The sequence below is a fragment of the Agrobacterium sp. genome, from assembly GCF_059499945.1.
The window spans coordinates 277489-293372 of the sequence record NZ_JCABZP010000010.1 but is presented as its reverse complement, the minus strand read 5'-3'; the positions used below and the strand labels follow the sequence as shown (position 1 = coordinate 293372).

Genomic DNA, 15884 nt, shown 5'->3' with positions numbered 1-15884 from the left:
GTCATGCTCCTCCGATCCGGATGGTGGAAAAACGCCGGATGACCGGCTCGGGCAGGGTGTAGCTGTAGAGGCTCCAGATCGGCAGGTTGCGGGCGTCATATTCGACCTTGACCGTGAACTGGTTGGCATTGGCGGGATCGGTGGCGACGTTGACGGTGAAACGCGTCTTGTCCATGAAGGCGTAGCTGAGATCGCTTTTGCTGACGAAATCGCGGGCAAGCTGCTGGCGTTCGGTGGTGTTCAGTCCGGCAACGGCCGTTCTTGCCGCATCGGCGGCGATCTGCTGCACCGAATAGGCGGCCATCAGATAAATGCCGTAGGCGATCATCGTGAGCAGGACGAGAAAGAATATCGGTGCGACGATGGCGAACTCGACAGCAGACGAGCCGGATCTATCGCGAAAGAAACGCACTCCATTAAACATAAAGCACCCCCGTTCCTTCAGGCATCAAGGTTCGATGCCTTGATTTATTATTTTCGGAAATGCTAATTTATAGGTGTTAATTTTGTATTGATGCCGCCTCTATGGGTTGCAGCTCGCGTTAAACTTTCGCGTTTGCTTCAGATCAGCCGAAGGCCCTTGAAGCTGGCGTGGCCATCCTTGCCGATGATGATATGGTCGTGAACGGCGATGCCGAGCGGCTTTGCCGTATCGATGATGGTTTTGGTCATCTCGATATCCGCTCGCGAAGGGGTGGGGTCTCCACTCGGGTGATTATGGATTAAAATCAATGCAGTAGAGGATAGTTCAAGCGCGCGCCGCACGATTTCGCGCGGGTAGACCGGCGTGTGGTCCACGGTTCCCTGACCCTGTACCTCGTCGGCGATCAGGACGTTGCGCTTGTCGAGGAAGAGGATGCGGAACTGTTCCCGCGTCTCGTGGGCCATGGCGGCATGGCAATAATCGATGACCGACGACCAGGAGCCGAGAACCTGCTTGTTGCGGATTTCGCTTTTCAGCATGCGCTGGGAAACGGAGGCGACAAGCTTCAGATCAAGCGCCACGGCTTCGCCCACGCCCTTCACTTCCTGCAGCAAGGCCAGAGGAGCACCGAGAACGCCGCCAAGGGTTCCGAACCGGGCAAGGAGGGCCTTGGCGATGGGTTTGGTATCGCGCCGCGGGATCAGCCGGAACAGCAGAAGCTCCAGCAACTCGTAATCGGCAAGCGCTGCATCGCCGCCATCGCGGTAACGCGCCCGCAGCCTGTCGCGGTGACCGTGATAATGGGCCGCATCCGCTTCCTGTTCTGAGATGGCTGCGGCCCGCTCGGGTTTCCTGGGCGCATTTCGCGGTTCTGCAAAAAAGCCGCGCTCATCCGCCCCTTCAAAGAGATCGCCTTCGCCCGCCTCAAAGCCTGACGTCGTGGAAAGATCGGCGGAAGGCGAGGCGGGGCGTTTTGCCATAGGCGGTCTGGCCTTATGCGGGGGGAAGCGGCGGCAGGCCCGGACGATCAAAACCACCCGGTGACAGCGTGAAGATTTCGCAGCCGGTGGCCGTGACACCAACGGCATGTTCATATTGGGCGGAAAGGGAACGGTCACGCGTCACCGCGGTCCAGCCGTCCGAAAGCACCTTCACATGCGGTTTGCCGAGATTGATCATCGGCTCGATGGTGAAGATCATGCCCTCGCGGATTTCCGGGCCTTCATCGGGGCGGCCGTAGTGCAGGATGTTGGGTGTGTCATGGAACAGGCGTCCGACGCCATGGCCGCAGAAATCACGCACCACGGAGCAGCGTTCCGCTTCCGCATAGGCCTGGATCGCAGCGCCGATCGCGCCGGTGCGTACGCCGGGCTTTACGGCCGCAATACCGCGCAGCAGGCATTCATAGGTCACTTCCATCAGCCGCTCGGCAGCGCGCTTGATCTGGCCGACCGGATACATGCGGCTCGAATCGCCATGCCAGCCGTCAAGCACATAGGTCACGTCGATATTGACGATATCGCCTTCGCGCAGCGGCTTCTCATCCGGAATGCCGTGGCAGACCACGTGGTTGATCGAGGTGCAGACGGATTTCGTATAACCACGATAATTCAGCGTCGCCGGCAGCGCGCCATGGTCGGCGCCGAATTCGAAGACGAAGCGGTCGATGGCGTCAGTCGTCACACCCGGCTTGACGATGGCTGCCAGTTCATCGAGGCAACGCGCCGTCAGCTGGCAGGCCTTGCGCATGCCATCAAAATCCTCAGGCGTATAAAGGCGGATGACGCCGGTATTCTTGAGGGGGGCGGAGGCTGCGTCGATATAGGTGACCATCATAGTGCTTTCTGTCTCTTTACGTCCCTGTTCATAAAACAGCCGGACGCCATTCGTCCATCTTAACCGTTCCGCTGACTGAAATTTGTGCCGGGGAGACCGTGCATTTCACCGCATAGGCCTCCACGCCGCGCGCCATCGCCCGCTGAAACGCCAGCGCATAGACGGGATCGAGATCGTCGCAGATACGCATCCGGTCGCAATCATCGCGCTGGATGAGATAGAGCATCACCGTACGGTAACCAGCTTCCGCTGCGTCACCCAGTTCTTCGAGATGTTTCGCGCCGCGTTTGGTGGCGGTGTCAGGGAATTCGGCCAGACCTTTTTCGCGCATGAAATGCACGTTCTTCACTTCCACATAGGCATCCGGCCGGCCGGGTTCCGACAGCAGGAAATCGATGCGGGAATTGCGGCCGTATTTCTGTTCGCGCCGGATCGTCGAATAGCCGTCAAGCTCAGGAATGCGGCCGTTCAGGATCGCCTCTTCCGCCAGCCGGTTCGGCATGCCGGTATTGATGCCGACCACGGTGCCATCGGCCTCGACCATTTCCAGCATGTGACGGTATTTGCGGGTGGGGCTGTCGTGTTCGGAAAGCCAGATGCGGGAGCCCGGTGTCGTCAGCCCGCGCATGGAGCCGGTATTGGGGCAGGAGCCCGTGATCGTCGTGCCGTCTTCCAGAACGGCATCGAACAGGAAACGCTTGTAGCGGGAGATCAACGTTGCGGGAATAAGCGGGGGCGTGAAGAACATGGGGCCTGAAAGATTAAGAGGTAGCGGGCGTGATCAGGACAGGACATAGGTTCCCGGCGCATCGCCGAGCACCGGACGCCTGCCATCTCCCGGTTTTCGCGCCTTCACCTTTTCGGCACTCTGGTTTTCGATCCAGCTCTGCCAGTGCACCCACCACGAGCCCTTATGGGCCGTGGCGGCGGCCTGCCAGGCGTCGAAGTCCCCAGCTGGTGACGGCCCCGTCCAATATTGGTATTTCTCAAGCTGCGGCGGGTTGACGACGCCGGCAATGTGGCCGGAAGCGCCGAGCACGAATTCCACCGGCCCGCCAAACAACGCAGCGCCCGTGAAGACCGATTTCGCCGGCGCGATATGGTCGTCGCGGGTGGCGAGATCGTAGACAGGGATATTGATATCGCCGAGATTGATCCGTTTGCCGGCAACGCGCATCAGTCCACGCGCGAGATTGTTCTCGAGATAACAATTGCGCAGATAAAACGAGTGGCTGGCGGCGGTCACCCGGGTCGAATCGGAGTTCCAGTAGAGCAGGTCGAAGGGCAGGGGCTCGGTGCCGCGCAGGTAATTATCGACCACATAGGGCCAGATGAGATCGGAGGCGCGCAGCATGTTGAAGACGGTCGCCATGATCGAGCCGTCGAGATAACCGACCGCCTGCATGTGCTTGTCCAGCGCCGCCAGCTGGCCTTCGTCAATGAAGACCTTGAGGTCGCCGGCATGGATGAAATCGGTCTGGGCGGCCAGCAGCGTGGCGCTACGGATGCGTTCATCGCCTTCCTGCGCATGCAGCGCCAGCGCCGAGGATAAAAGCGTACCGCCGACGCAATAACCTATGGCGTTGATTTGCCTCTCACCGGTCCGCTCCTCGATGGTATCAAGCGCAAAATCGATGCCTTCGCGGATGTAATCGTCCCAGCCCTTCTCGGCCAGACGGGCATCCGGATTGATCCAGGAGACCATGAACACGCTGTGGCCCTGCTCAAGGCACCAGCCGACGAAGGATTTCTGTGGGTTGAGATCGAGAATGTAGAATTTGTTGATCCATGGCGGCACGATCAGCAGCGGCCGCTTGAAGGCCTTCTGCGTCGTCGGCGCATAATGGATGATTTCGCAGAGCGGGCTTTTCGCCACCACCTTGCCCGGCGTGACGGCGATATTCTGGCCGATGACGAATTTGCTGTAATCGGTCTGGCGCAGTTTCAGGTGGCCATTGCCGGCTGCGACATCTTCCGCCAGCTGCGCCATGCCCTTGACGAGATTGGCGCCGCTGGAAGCCACCGTCTCGCGGAAGACCTGTGGATTGGTGAAGACGAAATTGGCCGGTGAAAGCGCCTCCGTTACCTGCCGCATATAGAACAGCGCCTTGGTGCGGGTATGTTCGTCAAGGCCTTCGGCTTCCGTCACCATCCGGTCGGCAAAACCGACGGTGGTCTGGTAGGCTTTCAGGAGAAAATCGAAGAAGGGATTGGCCTGCCAGTCGGCATCGGCAAAACGCCTGCTCCTGCGTTCGGCAGGACCGCTTTCGGCGGGTTTTTCAGAAGCCGAATCGGCGTCGTCGGAAAACTGCGCCACCGATTTAGCCCAAAGATCGTAATAGCTGGAAAGCAGATGGGTCTGCGCTTCGAGCGAGCGCTTCGGTTCGGCCATCCAGTATTCGGCGACATCGGAGAGCGTCTTGACCAGATCGGTCACGGGATCAGCGCTTGCCTGGGGGATTTCGCCGCGTTCGCGCGGCGCCAGCCATTCGGAGGCGGCCTTGCCGAGATTCTCGAGCGCGCGGGCGATATTGATCGCGAAGGTTTCCGGGTCGCGGATCAGGTAGGCTTCGGCGGAAGTAGCGTCGAAACCGGGCGTTTTTCCACCCTTTTTCTCTGCCCCGCCGTCAACACCTGCCATGCGCCATCCTCCACCAAATTTGTGTTTGCACATTCTGCATGAAAACGAATACAAGTTCCACCAGCAAGGGGAGGCCGCAAAGGGCCGAACCGCAGTCGAATTCGATATCGGCGATATCCTTACAGGCGGAACATGACGATGGGCAAGCACATGGGCACATGGGGAACATATGCGGAAAACGCCGCGAGAATCGCTGTTCTTTCGCTCTCTGGCACCTTGCTCGTCACCGCGCTTGCAGCCTGCAAGGCACCGGAGCCGATCGTTGCGCCCGCCCATATGCGCCGTCCGACGACTGAAATCGTCGGTCCGCGCCCCGTCAGCGACAATGCGGTGAGCCAGAAGCGCGATACCGGCACCTATCCGACCTTTTCGCAGCCGCTGACGGCCGCGGGCACCCAGATGGGTGAGGATGAGGCCTCCACCATGGAATCGAGCCTGTCGCGCCTCGGTGCGGCACGGCGCAACGGCCAGATTTCGGAAGCCGAATACAAGCGCCGGGTGGCCGAGCTGCGGGCGCTTGCCGAAAACCAGAAGCCGGTTGCGACGCCTGCAGCCTCGCAGTGAGATCATGCCGCGTATTTGCGCGGTTTCAGAGACTGGCCAGACCATCTTTGTTGACAAGACATGCCCCCCAAACGGTCGATTCCCTATGGAGCGAGCGGGTGTGCTTTGTTTCTTCTCTCTGGCGGAGAGAAGAAACATGCGGCGATGCCGAGCTTGTAACCCCTTCTTTACCCTGCCTTTGAACCATCCGCTTACCCAAGATGTTAAGCGGATGGATGAGGTTTGCCGCTATGATGCAGCCATAACAAACAGGCCGCTGAAAAAGCGGGGCACGGGGTGAAATATCATGAAATGCATCGCCGCTTTGCTGGTTCTTGCCGGTTTTGCGCTCGCACCCGCACAGGCGCGGGCGCCGCACATCAATTTCGGGACACCTGCACTTCAGGGGCAGTGAGAGGGCAAATTCCGTCAGTCGTTGCCGGCGGCTTCGCTCAGCACGTCGAGATCAGGCACCGTGATGTGACGGTTGTTTTCGATGCGGATAATGGCTTCCTTGCGCAGCTTTGTCATTTGCCGGCTAACCGTTTCGATGGTGAGGCCAAGGAAATCGGCGATGTCGGCGCGTGAAAGCGGCAAGTCGAAACAGGATTTGTCGTCGTTTTCCGGGTCGATATGGGTGGCGATCATATAAAGGAAGCTGGCAACCTTTTCCTGTGCCGATTTGCGACCCAGCGTCAGCATCCAGTCACGCGCCTCGTCCAGTTCCTTCAGGGACTGGTTGTGAAGCTTGCGTTCCATGTCAGGCACTTCGGACACCATGCGGTCGACAACGCGGCGCGGAAAGAGACAAATCTCCACATCGGTTGCGGCTTCCGCCGTCATCTTGCTTTCCGCCAGGAACGGACGGCCGAGGAAATCCGGTGCGAATTGCAGGCCGACGATCTGCTGACGGCCATCCGACATCATTTTCGACAGCTTCACCACGCCCTTCAGGATATTGCCATAGGAGGTGACGAGTTCGCCCTGGCCGAGAAGCTCGTTGCCGGCTTCCAGCTTTTTGCGGCTGGAATGGCGGTTGAGATCGCAGAGCTGCTGTGGTGTCAGCGTGCTGCAAAGACCGCCGTGACGCGCCTCGCAGGAGCGGCAAACAACGGGCTCTTCCGAATTGTGGATGGTCTTCTGCAGCGTGTCCATAAGCCTTTTCCAATGCTGGCTTTTCGGGACGATTGCGACCGTGGGTATCAAATACGGTCTCTTTGAAGGCTTGCGCCATGTAGCCGTCGTCCCCGCGTCTACTTTAGCAAGAACTTATGGCGCAATTTGATTGAAGTCAAAGTTGCAAACTGTCGCAGCCGTTACTGAAAGAGAGGAAATCGACATTTTCTTGATAAAAGGCAAATCGGGTGATGAATACCGAACTTCTTCACAAATATTCGGGTGCAGTGCCGCGTTACACGAGCTATCCGACCGCGCCGCATTTCCACGAGGGAATCGATAATGGCACTTATCGCGGCTGGCTCGGCGCGCTTGGCTACCGGAATCGCATATCGCTTTATCTGCATATTCCCTATTGCGACCGGCTGTGCTGGTTCTGCGCCTGTCACACCAAGCACACGCTGAAATACGAGCCGATTGCAGTTTATCTTGAAGCACTTAAGCAGGAGATTGCGGCGGTTGGCGCGCTTGTTTCGCCTGATGCGGTGGTGAGTGCTGTTCATTTCGGCGGCGGTTCGCCCACCATGCTGAAGCCGGAGGACATGCAGAGCCTGATGGACTGTCTGCGGCGTCACTTCACCTTCGGGCTCGCACCTGAAATCAGCGTCGAGATGGATCCCAATGATCTGGACGACAGCCGCTATGATGCGCTTGCCGCCATCGGCATGTCGCGGGCGAGCCTCGGCGTTCAGGACTTCGATGACAAAGTGCAAAAAACCATCAACCGCATCCAGTCCTTCGAACAGACGAAATCCGTCGTGGATGCCGTTCGGGCGAGGGGCGTGCATTCGGTCAACTGCGACATCCTCTATGGGCTGCCGTTCCAGACCTGTGAGACATTGGAAAGGACCGTCAACCAGATCGTGTCGCTCGATCCCGATCGCATCGCGCTTTTCGGTTATGCCCATGTTCCCTGGATGAAAAAACACCAGTCGCTGATCCCCGAACACGCGCTTCCGGATATTGCCGAGCGCTACCGCCAGATGACGATGGCGGGCGAGATGCTGAAACAGGCAGGCTACAAGGCGATCGGCATCGACCATTTCGCCAAGCCGACCGATACATTATGCCAGACCGCAGAAGCCGGCGCGCTGCGACGGAATTTCCAGGGCTACACGACCGACACCGCCGATGCGCTGATCGGGCTTGGTGCATCGTCGATCGGCAGGCTGCCGCAGGGTTATGTGCAGAACATGGTGGCGACGGGGGAATATCAGCGCATGGCGGGCGAGGGCGGTCTTGCCGTCGTCAAGGGCATTGAACTGTCGGAGGAGGATCATCTGCGCTCGCATGTCATTGAACGGCTGATGTGCGATTTTTCGATCGATCTTTCGGAATTGCAGCACCGTTTCGGTAAGGTGAGCCATTCCGTGAGGAATCAGGCACAGCTGTTCGCCGCAGGCGACAGGGATGGCGTGGTGCGTCTGGATGCCGATATTTTTGCCGTGACGGAGGCTGGAAAGCCGTTCGTGCGTAACATCGCGGCAATCTTCGACACCTATCTCGGTAACGGACGCGGCCGTCATTCGGTTGCTGTTTAGGCAACAGTTTTGGGGCAAATTACAAAGTTACGTCACGAAACCATTGGCTTTTTTGTGCGACTTGCCTATGTGGTGCGTCAGACAGGATAATTCATACGAACGACAATAAGGATTATGGGCGTGACAGCTACATTCGACAAGGTTGCCGACATTATCGCCGAAACCAGCGAAATCGACCGCGAAACCATTACGCCGGAGAGCCACACGATCGACGATCTGGGCATCGACAGCCTCGACTTTCTTGATATCGTTTTTGCGATCGACAAGGAATTCGGCATCAAGATTCCGCTCGAGCAGTGGACGCAGGAAGTCAACGAAGGCAAGGTTTCCACCGAAGAATATTTCGTGCTGAAGAACCTCTGCGCCAAGATCGATGAATTGCGCGCAGCCAAGGGCTGAAGCAACGATGCCCGCTTCAGGCGGGCATTTTTCTTTCTGGACCCAGCCTTTAAAGGCGGGTCGCAACCGACCAGAGACGGGCCGGACAGATGCTGCTTGAATATTTTCAGATGATCGACAAGGTCGAGGCCGTGGACATGGCGACGCGCACGTTGAAGGCGCAGTCGATCGTTCCCGACCAGAGCCCGGTATTCGAAGGTCACTTCCCCGGCATGCCGCTGGTTCCGGGTGTGCTGCTGATCGAAACCATGGCGCAGGCTTCCGGCATGCTGGTTCTGGCCTTCAGCGATTTTGCGTCCATGCCGTTCCTGATGTCGGTCGACGGCGCCAAGATGCGCACCTTCGTGGAGCCGGGCGCGGTTCTCGACATCGAGGCCGTGCTGGAGCATGACGGTTCCGGTTTTGCCGTCACCAAGGCGAAAATCACCTCGGACGGCAAGAAGGTCTGCGACGCGCAGCTTAAATTGCGCACCATGCCGTTCAGCGAAATTCCGCTCGGGCCTATCGTCAAGAAGCGGGCGGAAGAAGTCGGCCTGATGGCGGCGATTGCCGCGGATGCGCAGAAATAAGCGTTTCCACCCGTTTCGAAGGAGAGCGTTTTTCCCGTCGGCCCGGTTTTGACGCACGAAATTCGTGGGCTCGCGACGGCGGATCGGGCCTTCACCATTGCCAATCCGCATCGCGCGCTTTATTCCGCAACGCATGAAGTGGTTGTTCGCAACCGCTGTGGATAGCCGTGACCGTTTCTGCGGGGCCGGCTGCAAAGGATGACAGACGATGAAATCTGACAATGATGTGGTGATAACAGGGGTCGGCATCGTGACCTGTCACGGCGTTGGCAGCCAGGCGCATGTGGCGCTTCTTTCTGGAACCGCCGCGCCGGCGACGATTGTCGAGACCGAAAAATTCAAACCCTATCCGGTCCATCCCATGCCTGAGATCGACTGGTCCGCGCAGATTGCGAAGCGCGGCGACCAGCGCCAGATGGAAAACTGGCAGCGGCTTGGCGTTTTTGCCGCCGGTCTGGCGCTCGATGATGCCGGGCTGAAGGAAAATGCCGAAGCCTGCGCCACAATGGACATGATCGTTGCCGCCGGTGGTGGTGAGCGCGACATCAATGTCGATACGCTGATCGTCGACGAGGCGCTGAAGCGCAATGACCGCGAAAAGCTGCTCAACGAGAAGCTGACGACGGAACTGCGCCCGACGCTGTTTCTCGCCCAGCTTTCCAACCTGATGGCCGGCAACATCTCCATCGTGCACAAGGTTACCGGGTCTTCCCGCACTTTCATGGGCGAGGAAGCGGCGGGCATTTCCGCCGTCGAAACCGCATTCCACCGCATTCGCTCCGGCGAATCGAGCCACGCGCTGGTGGGCGGTGCTTTCTCTGCGGAACGTCCCGACATGATCCTGCTGTTTGAAGCCATCGGTGCACATGCGCAGGGCGGCTGGCAGCCGCTCTGGTCGCGTGGTGACCAGGACGGCGGCGGCATGGTTTCCGGTTCTCTCGGTGCGTTCCTTGTGCTGGAATCGCGCAAGCACGCCAGCGAGCGTGGCGCGCGCATCTATGCCCGCATCGACGCCATCGAGGGTGATCGCGGCAGCCGTGACGAAGGCAAGATGGAAAAGCGCATGGAGCGTCTGCTTGCCCCTGCCAAGGACGGCGCAGCCACTGTCATCTTCTCCGGCGCAAGCGGTTATGACGGTGTGACGGCCCGCGAGAAGGACATTCTCGAAAAGGCTCTGCCAAATGCTGTCATCCGCGGTTTCGGCGGTATCACCGGCCACGGGCTGGAAGCGCAGTTCCCGCTTGGGCTGGCGCTCGCGGCGCTGACCCTTGAAAGCGGCGCGAAGGTGCCGGCTTTCGACGCGGCCGAGGAAAAACCCATGGGCGAGGCGGCCAGCGAAGCCGTCGTCACCACCGTCGGCCATGTGCGCGGCGAAGGTGTCGCCGTTCTGTCCCGTGACGTGTGAGGAGAAAGACCATGACTTCCAACTTCAAGGATCATCTCGGTCGTCCCATCGTTGCCGTGACCGGCATGGGCATCATCACGTCGCTCGGGCAGGGGCTCGCCGATAACTGGGCGGCGCTGACATCAGGCAAATCGGGCATCCACAAGATCACCCGTTTCCCGACCGAGGGGCTTTCGACGCGGATCAGCGGCACGGTGGATTTCATCGATATCCCGGTTCCGAATTCGGTCGAGCGTTCCTATGCTTTTGCGCGTGAGACCACCATCGAGGCTCTGGCGCAGGCCGGTATATCAGGTGATTTCGACGGTCCGCTGTTTCTTGCAGCACCGCCAATCGAGCCGGAATGGAGCGCCCGTTTCGAGCTTGCCGACCGGTCGCCGCCGGCCGCCCAGCCGGGTGACGCCTATGAGCGGTTCCTGACGGCTTTCCGCCAGCGTCCCGATCCGGCATTCCAGGAAGCAGCACTTTTCGGCGCGATTTCCGAGCGTCTTTCCAACCGTTTTGGCACGCGCGGCCTGCCGGTCACGCTTTCGACCGCCTGTGCATCCGGCGCGACCGCGATCCAGCTTGGTGTCGAAGCAATCCGCCAGGGCCGCACCGAGCGGGCGCTGACGGTTGCGACAGACGGTTCGGTCAGCGCCGAAGCGCTGATCCGCTTCTCTTTGCTGTCGGCGCTTTCGACCCAGAACGATCCGCCGGAAAAGGCCTCCAAGCCATTCAGCAAGGACCGCGACGGTTTCGTGATCGCCGAAGGTGCGGCGACGCTGGTGCTGGAATCGCTCGAAGCCGCCGTTGCACGCGGTGCCAAGGTTCTCGGCATCATCAAGGGCGCCGGCGAAAAGGCCGACAGCTTCCACCGCACACGCTCTTCGCCCGATGGCGGCCCGGCGATCGCGACGATCCGCGCGGCACTTGCCGATGCGGGCGTGGCCGAAAGCGATATCGGTTATATCAACGCCCACGGCACCTCGACGCCGGAAAACGACAAGATGGAATATGGCTCCATGCTTGCCGTCTTCGGCGAGGGCCTGAAGAATATCCCGCTGTCGTCCAACAAGTCGATGATCGGCCATACCTTGACCGCCGCAGGCGCTGTGGAAGCGGTGTTTTCGCTGCAGACCATGCTGACCGGCACCCTGCCGCCGACAATCAACTACAACAATCCCGATCCGACCATCACGCTCGACGTGGTGCCGAATGTGAAGCGGGATGCTCAGGTGAGCGCGGTTCTGTCCAACTCCTTCGGATTTGGCGGGCAGAATGCAAGCCTTGTCATGACGCGGGAACCGGCCTGACCGGTTTCACCACTAACAGGAGCGTTTTCGCTTGAATTGCGAAAACGCTCTCGCTTCTTTGATTACGCATTCCGGCCGCAAAACCGTTACAGAGGTTTGCTGGAATAGCCCTTTAGATAAACGCCCTCGGGCGAAGGACTGATATATGCGCGCTCTTCAACTCGTGGACGACCGGAAGCTCGAAAAAGTGGACCTGCCCGAACCGGATGCTCCGGCACCGGGCGAGGTGACGCTGCGCGTCAAGGCGGTTGCGCTCAACCACATCGATGTGTGGGGCTGGCGCGGCATGGCTTTCGCCAAGCGCAAGATGCCGCTCACCATCGGTGCGGAAGCCTCCGGCGTGGTCGAAGCCATCGGTCCGGGCGTGTCGAACGTGCTGCCCGGCCAGCTCGTCGCAATCTATGGCGCGCGCACCTGCGGGCTGTGCAAACCCTGCCGCGAAGGCCGTGACAATCTGTGCGAACATGTGCAGGGCGTTCACGGTTTCCATCTCGATGGTTTTGCCCAGGAAAAGATCAATATTCCCGCCCGTCAGCTCGTGCCCGCGCCGCATGGCATCGATGCCGTTGCGGCTGCCCTTGCGCCTGTCACCTTTGGCACGGTCGAGCACATGCTGTTCGACAATGCCAAGCTCGAATCCGGTGAGACGATCCTCGTGCATGCCGGCGGTTCCGGCATCGGCACAGCGGCGATCCAGCTTGCCAAGAAGATGGGCTGCACCGTCATCACCACCGTCGGCTCCGACGACAAGATCGAACGGGCGAAGGCTCTGGGCGCCGACCACGTCATCAACTACCGGACCGACCGTTTTGAAGGCGTCGTGCGCAAGCTGACGAAAAAGAAGGGCGTCGACGTTGTATTCGAACATGTTGGCAAGGACACCTGGGCGGGCTCGATGTTCTCGCTGAAGCGCGGCGGCCGTCTCGTCACCTGCGGTTCTACGTCTGGTGTCTCCACCGATATCAACCTGATGATGCTGTTCCAGCAGCAGCTGAAGCTGCTCGGCTCGTTCGGCTGCCGCATGGAAAACATGGCCAACGCCATGCAGAAGATGGCGCGTGGCATCGTGCATCCTGTTATCGACACCGAAGTCACCTTCGACGATATCGACCGGGCGCTGGAACGTATGGAGACGCGTCAGGTGTTCGGTAAAATCGTTCTGCGGATGGATTGACCGTCTTGAAGCTTTTCCTGACACGGATCGTCCTGAAACTGGACCACTTCCGGCAGTGGCTGATCGCGACATTCGCCTTCGGCCTTCTCAACCTGCTGAAGCTCTTCCCCGCCGATGCGGGCATTCGCGCCGCCGACCGGCTGGCGCGCTGGGTGGGGCCGAAGACTGGTCGCCACAAGCTGATGCTTTATAATCTGGCACGCGCCTTTCCGGAGAAGTCAGAGGAAGAGCGGCTTGCGATCGCCATGGATAGCTGGGCCAATATGGGCCGGCTTGCGGCGGAATATGTGTTTCTCGACCGGCTGTTCGATTTCGATCCGGAAAAGAACGAGCCGGGCCGCATCGAGGTCGAGGGCACCTCGACCTTCCTCGAACTGCGCGACAATCCACGACCCTTCATCGTCTTTACCGCCCATAGCGGCAATTTCGAGCTGCTGCCGGTTGCCGGCTCGGCTTTTGGTCTCGATGTGACGGTGTTGTTCCGGCCGCCCAACAATCCCTTCGTGGCTGACAAGGTTTTCAATTTCCGCAAGGAGCGCATGGGTAATCTCGTGCCCTCGCATGCCGGCTCTTCCTTCGCGCTGGCGCGACAGCTGGAAAAGGGTGGCGGCGTGGGCGTGCTCGTCGACCAGAAATTCGGCAAGGGGCTGACGACGAAATTTTTCGGCCTTGAGGTTCGCACCAATCCGCTTCTCGCCAAGCTGGTGCGGCAGTTCAACTGCGATGTTTATCCTGCCCGCTGCGTGCGTCTTCCGGATAATCGCTACAGGCTGGAAATAGAGCCCAGGGTTGAAATTCCGCGCGATGAGAAGGGCAATGTCGATATTCAGGCGACGGCGCAGCTTCTGAACGACAAGGTGGAAAGCTGGGTGCGCGAATACCCCGGACAATGGCTGTGGTATCACGACCGCTGGGACGTGAAGCATCAGATTTGACGGGATCGTGTGCGGCCAGATTTTCGGTGATTCTCACGAAATTCGACGGGAAAATCGTGCGTTTCGGTACTTTTCCATATTTGCGGAACCTCATTTTTCGTTCATGGATTATCGAAATTGAAAAATTAGCGGCTGCTGTGATATTTTGAACAACAATCCTCGCGGCGTTCCTGCGTTTCGTTACGTCATTTTTAAGCGCAAAGACGCTACAATCAGGGGATAAAGGCTTAATCCGTTCGCATAGGTAGCGGGGTTATGCCCGTTCAGGGAGAGTTGGGTTGAAAGATTTGATTGAGTTGTTCTGGCTGCGTTATACGGAACTGCAATCTGCCGTTGGTAAAAACGAAGCCGACAAGATTGCCGTGCTGGAACGTGAACTGGAACAGCTCCTCGAGCGGGTTGTCGGACGCAAGACAGAAAACTCCGAAGATATCCGCGAGCAGTTCCGTTTTGCCATCGATCTCCTTAACCACGAGGCGGAAGACCTTGGCTGCGTGCAGCGCAACTCCGAGCTTCTTCGCACCCTTGTCGATCGCTACGTCGGCATGCCGTCAAAGGCGAAGGTCGTCGGTGACGAGGACGAAGACACTCTGGAGTGGCATCACCGCCATCTGATCCTCGATGAGGATATGCTCAACGATCTCGACGAGCCGGTGGTGATCGTTTCCCCTGGCTACCGCGTTTCCTTCGCCAATGCTCTCGATGCATTTCAGCGCAATGCCCCGGAAGGGCTTGTCGGCTGCCATATCGCCGAACTTGTCGGCGTTCACCGGTTCCAGAACAATCTCAGGGAAAAGCTCGACAATTGCTTCAAGGGCGATACGTCGAAATATACCTATGCGGAAGATCAGAATGGCCGCACGGTCGTCAAGTCGCTGGAAATGTCGCCGTGCTACTCGTCCGCCTACAAGCTCGTAGGTGCGATGGTGGTGATCCGCGAAATCGCCGATCGCCGTCGCCGCGCCGCTGGCTGAGGCAGCAGGGCGCCTTCCCATTGTCGGAATGACGGGAAAAGGCGCTCCACCATCCCTTATTTCGGGAATATGGTTTCCCAGACAGTGGCGATCGACCAGGCGGACGATGCGTCGACAAGAAGCTTCGTCGCCATGGCAAGGCATGACAGGACGAGCAGCGGGCGGATGATCTTTGCGCCGTTTTTCATCGCGAAACGGGATCCGATCTGCGCGCCGATGAACTGGCCGACCCCCATGGCCAGGCCGAGCTTCCACAAAACCGCGCCACCCATTGCAAAGACGAGAAAGCCGCCGAAATTCGAACCGAGGTTGAGAAGCTTCGTGTGGGCGGTCGCCTTCAGCATTCCGAAACCGGCAAGACCCACAAAGGCCAGCATGTAGAAGGACCCAGCGCCAGGGCCGAAAACACCGTCGTAAAAACCGATCAGCGGCGCGACCGCAAGCCCGAACACGAAGGGCGTGATGCGGCGGTGGCTGTCGACATCGCTGAGCTGCGGCTTGAAGGCAAAATAAAGCGCGATCGCAATCAACAGGAACGGCATGATGGCGCGCATGAGATCGGCCGGCACGAAGGCGGCTGTCAGCGCGCCGAGCATCCCGCCGGCCATGGCCATCAGCGCCATCGGCAATTGTTCTTTGAGATTCACATGGCCGCGTCTGGCATAGGCAAGGGTCGCAGAGGCGGAACCGAACTGCGCCTGCAGCTTGTTCGTGCCGAGCGTATCGAGTGGGGCGATGCCCATGATCATCATTGCGGGAATGACGATGAGGCCGCCACCACCGGCGATGGAATCGATAAATCCGGCAAAGATGGCGACGCAGAAGAGAACGATAAAAACGTTGAGGGCGATGTCTTGCACTGGGAATGTCCGGGCAGGCGAAGGAGAGGGCTTCTTCTTTCACCGAAAGGGCCACGGCGCAATCTCTTTCTGTGCGTTCAGCAGCGGGCAGGGGGATTGCGGTGTTGCCGCT

16 protein-coding genes are annotated in these 15884 nt (G+C 59.2%); 9 read left to right on the top strand and 7 right to left on the bottom strand.

Annotated features, from left to right (window positions below; translation table 11 throughout):
* Position 1: 1 nt before the first annotated feature.
* From AC5I5B_RS08025 to AC5I5B_RS08005, 5 genes are all read right to left on the bottom strand, one after another.
* Positions 2-424 carry a TadE/TadG family type IV pilus assembly protein gene (locus AC5I5B_RS08025; protein ID WP_020012601.1) on the bottom strand — a complete coding sequence of 141 codons (423 nt, stop codon included), beginning with the start codon at positions 422-424 and terminating at the stop codon, positions 2-4.
* 137 nt (positions 425-561) lie between these two features.
* Positions 562-1404: a RadC family protein gene (gene radC, locus AC5I5B_RS08020; RefSeq protein WP_003502909.1), complete on the bottom strand. Its 843-nt coding sequence runs from the start codon at positions 1402-1404 to the stop codon at positions 562-564.
* 13 nt (positions 1405-1417) lie between these two features.
* Entirely contained in the window at positions 1418-2257 is an 840-nt protein-coding gene (gene map / locus AC5I5B_RS08015; RefSeq protein WP_065115772.1) for a type I methionyl aminopeptidase, read from the bottom strand.
* Positions 2258-2288: 31 nt separating this feature from the next.
* Positions 2289-3008: a DNA/RNA nuclease SfsA gene (sfsA, locus tag AC5I5B_RS08010; RefSeq protein WP_111784453.1), complete on the bottom strand. Its 720-nt coding sequence runs from the start codon at positions 3006-3008 to the stop codon at positions 2289-2291.
* 33 nt (positions 3009-3041) lie between these two features.
* A complete protein-coding gene (locus tag AC5I5B_RS08005; RefSeq protein ID WP_060725784.1) occupies positions 3042-4901 on the bottom strand; it encodes a PHA/PHB synthase family protein in 1860 nt (619 codons plus the stop codon).
* 138 nt (positions 4902-5039) lie between these two features.
* Here AC5I5B_RS08005 and AC5I5B_RS08000 point away from each other — a divergent pair, with 138 nt between their 5' ends.
* On the top strand, positions 5040-5465 hold the full coding sequence (locus AC5I5B_RS08000) for a hypothetical protein (protein ID WP_223567027.1): 426 nt from the start codon (positions 5040-5042) through the stop codon (positions 5463-5465).
* 408 nt (positions 5466-5873) lie between these two features.
* Here AC5I5B_RS08000 and fnrN read toward each other — a convergent pair whose 3' ends face one another.
* Positions 5874-6599, bottom strand: a complete 726-nt coding sequence (fnrN, locus tag AC5I5B_RS07995; protein WP_111834434.1) for a transcriptional regulator FnrN — start codon at positions 6597-6599, stop codon at positions 5874-5876.
* A 212-nt stretch (positions 6600-6811) separates the two neighbouring features.
* Here fnrN and hemN point away from each other — a divergent pair, with 212 nt between their 5' ends.
* The 8 genes from hemN to AC5I5B_RS07955 all read left to right on the top strand — a co-directional run bounded on the left by hemN (position 6812) and on the right by AC5I5B_RS07955 (position 14912).
* On the top strand, positions 6812-8161 hold the full coding sequence (gene hemN, locus AC5I5B_RS07990; protein ID WP_111834433.1) for an oxygen-independent coproporphyrinogen III oxidase: 1350 nt from the start codon (positions 6812-6814) through the stop codon (positions 8159-8161).
* Positions 8162-8275: 114 nt separating this feature from the next.
* Positions 8276-8560 (top strand): acyl carrier protein, encoded by a 285-nt coding sequence (locus AC5I5B_RS07985; RefSeq protein WP_003495848.1) that lies wholly within the window; start codon positions 8276-8278, stop codon positions 8558-8560.
* A gap of 89 nt (positions 8561-8649) precedes the next feature.
* On the top strand, positions 8650-9129 hold the full coding sequence (locus AC5I5B_RS07980) for a 3-hydroxyacyl-ACP dehydratase FabZ family protein (protein ID WP_099085397.1): 480 nt from the start codon (positions 8650-8652) through the stop codon (positions 9127-9129).
* A 208-nt stretch (positions 9130-9337) separates the two neighbouring features.
* Entirely contained in the window at positions 9338-10534 is a 1197-nt protein-coding gene (locus AC5I5B_RS07975; protein ID WP_107675573.1) for a beta-ketoacyl-ACP synthase, read from the top strand.
* An 11-nt stretch (positions 10535-10545) separates the two neighbouring features.
* Complete coding sequence (locus AC5I5B_RS07970) at positions 10546-11829, top strand: beta-ketoacyl-ACP synthase (protein ID WP_111834432.1); 1284 nt, start codon at positions 10546-10548, stop codon at positions 11827-11829.
* A 145-nt stretch (positions 11830-11974) separates the two neighbouring features.
* The gene (locus AC5I5B_RS07965) at positions 11975-13003 is read left to right on the top strand and encodes a zinc-binding dehydrogenase (protein WP_020810302.1); all 1029 of its coding nucleotides are present in this window, start codon (positions 11975-11977) and stop codon (positions 13001-13003) included.
* A 5-nt stretch (positions 13004-13008) separates the two neighbouring features.
* Positions 13009-13938 (top strand): lipid A biosynthesis lauroyl acyltransferase, encoded by a 930-nt coding sequence (locus tag AC5I5B_RS07960; RefSeq protein ID WP_003502881.1) that lies wholly within the window; start codon positions 13009-13011, stop codon positions 13936-13938.
* A 278-nt stretch (positions 13939-14216) separates the two neighbouring features.
* Positions 14217-14912: a nitrogen regulation protein NR(II) gene (locus AC5I5B_RS07955; RefSeq protein ID WP_003502880.1), complete on the top strand. Its 696-nt coding sequence runs from the start codon at positions 14217-14219 to the stop codon at positions 14910-14912.
* A gap of 56 nt (positions 14913-14968) precedes the next feature.
* Here the strand turns inward: AC5I5B_RS07955 and AC5I5B_RS07950 are convergent, their stop codons facing one another.
* Positions 14969-15772 carry a TSUP family transporter gene (locus AC5I5B_RS07950; protein ID WP_003502879.1) on the bottom strand — a complete coding sequence of 268 codons (804 nt, stop codon included), beginning with the start codon at positions 15770-15772 and terminating at the stop codon, positions 14969-14971.
* Positions 15773-15884: the final 112 nt, after the last annotated feature.

Bases quoted from the DNA above. Each gene is read 5' to 3' on its own strand.
- AC5I5B_RS08025 (WP_020012601.1), bottom strand. From the start codon at position 424: ATGTTTAATGGAGTGCGTTTCTTTCGCGATAGATCCGGCTCGTCTGCT.
- radC (WP_003502909.1), bottom strand. From the start codon at position 1,404: ATGGCAAAACGCCCCGCCTCGCCTTCCGCCGATCTTTCCACGACGTCA.
- map (WP_065115772.1), bottom strand. From the start codon at position 2,257: ATGGTCACCTATATCGACGCAGCCTCCGCCCCCCTCAAGAATACCGGC.
- sfsA (WP_111784453.1), bottom strand. From the start codon at position 3,008: ATGTTCTTCACGCCCCCGCTTATTCCCGCAACGTTGATCTCCCGCTAC.
- AC5I5B_RS08005 (WP_060725784.1), bottom strand. From the start codon at position 4,901: ATGGCAGGTGTTGACGGCGGGGCAGAGAAAAAGGGTGGAAAAACGCCC.
- AC5I5B_RS08000 (WP_223567027.1), top strand. From the start codon at position 5,040: ATGGGCAAGCACATGGGCACATGGGGAACATATGCGGAAAACGCCGCG.
- fnrN (WP_111834434.1), bottom strand. From the start codon at position 6,599: ATGGACACGCTGCAGAAGACCATCCACAATTCGGAAGAGCCCGTTGTT.
- hemN (WP_111834433.1), top strand. From the start codon at position 6,812: ATGAATACCGAACTTCTTCACAAATATTCGGGTGCAGTGCCGCGTTAC.
- AC5I5B_RS07985 (WP_003495848.1), top strand. From the start codon at position 8,276: ATGGGCGTGACAGCTACATTCGACAAGGTTGCCGACATTATCGCCGAA.
- AC5I5B_RS07980 (WP_099085397.1), top strand. From the start codon at position 8,650: ATGCTGCTTGAATATTTTCAGATGATCGACAAGGTCGAGGCCGTGGAC.
- AC5I5B_RS07975 (WP_107675573.1), top strand. From the start codon at position 9,338: ATGAAATCTGACAATGATGTGGTGATAACAGGGGTCGGCATCGTGACC.
- AC5I5B_RS07970 (WP_111834432.1), top strand. From the start codon at position 10,546: ATGACTTCCAACTTCAAGGATCATCTCGGTCGTCCCATCGTTGCCGTG.
- AC5I5B_RS07965 (WP_020810302.1), top strand. From the start codon at position 11,975: ATGCGCGCTCTTCAACTCGTGGACGACCGGAAGCTCGAAAAAGTGGAC.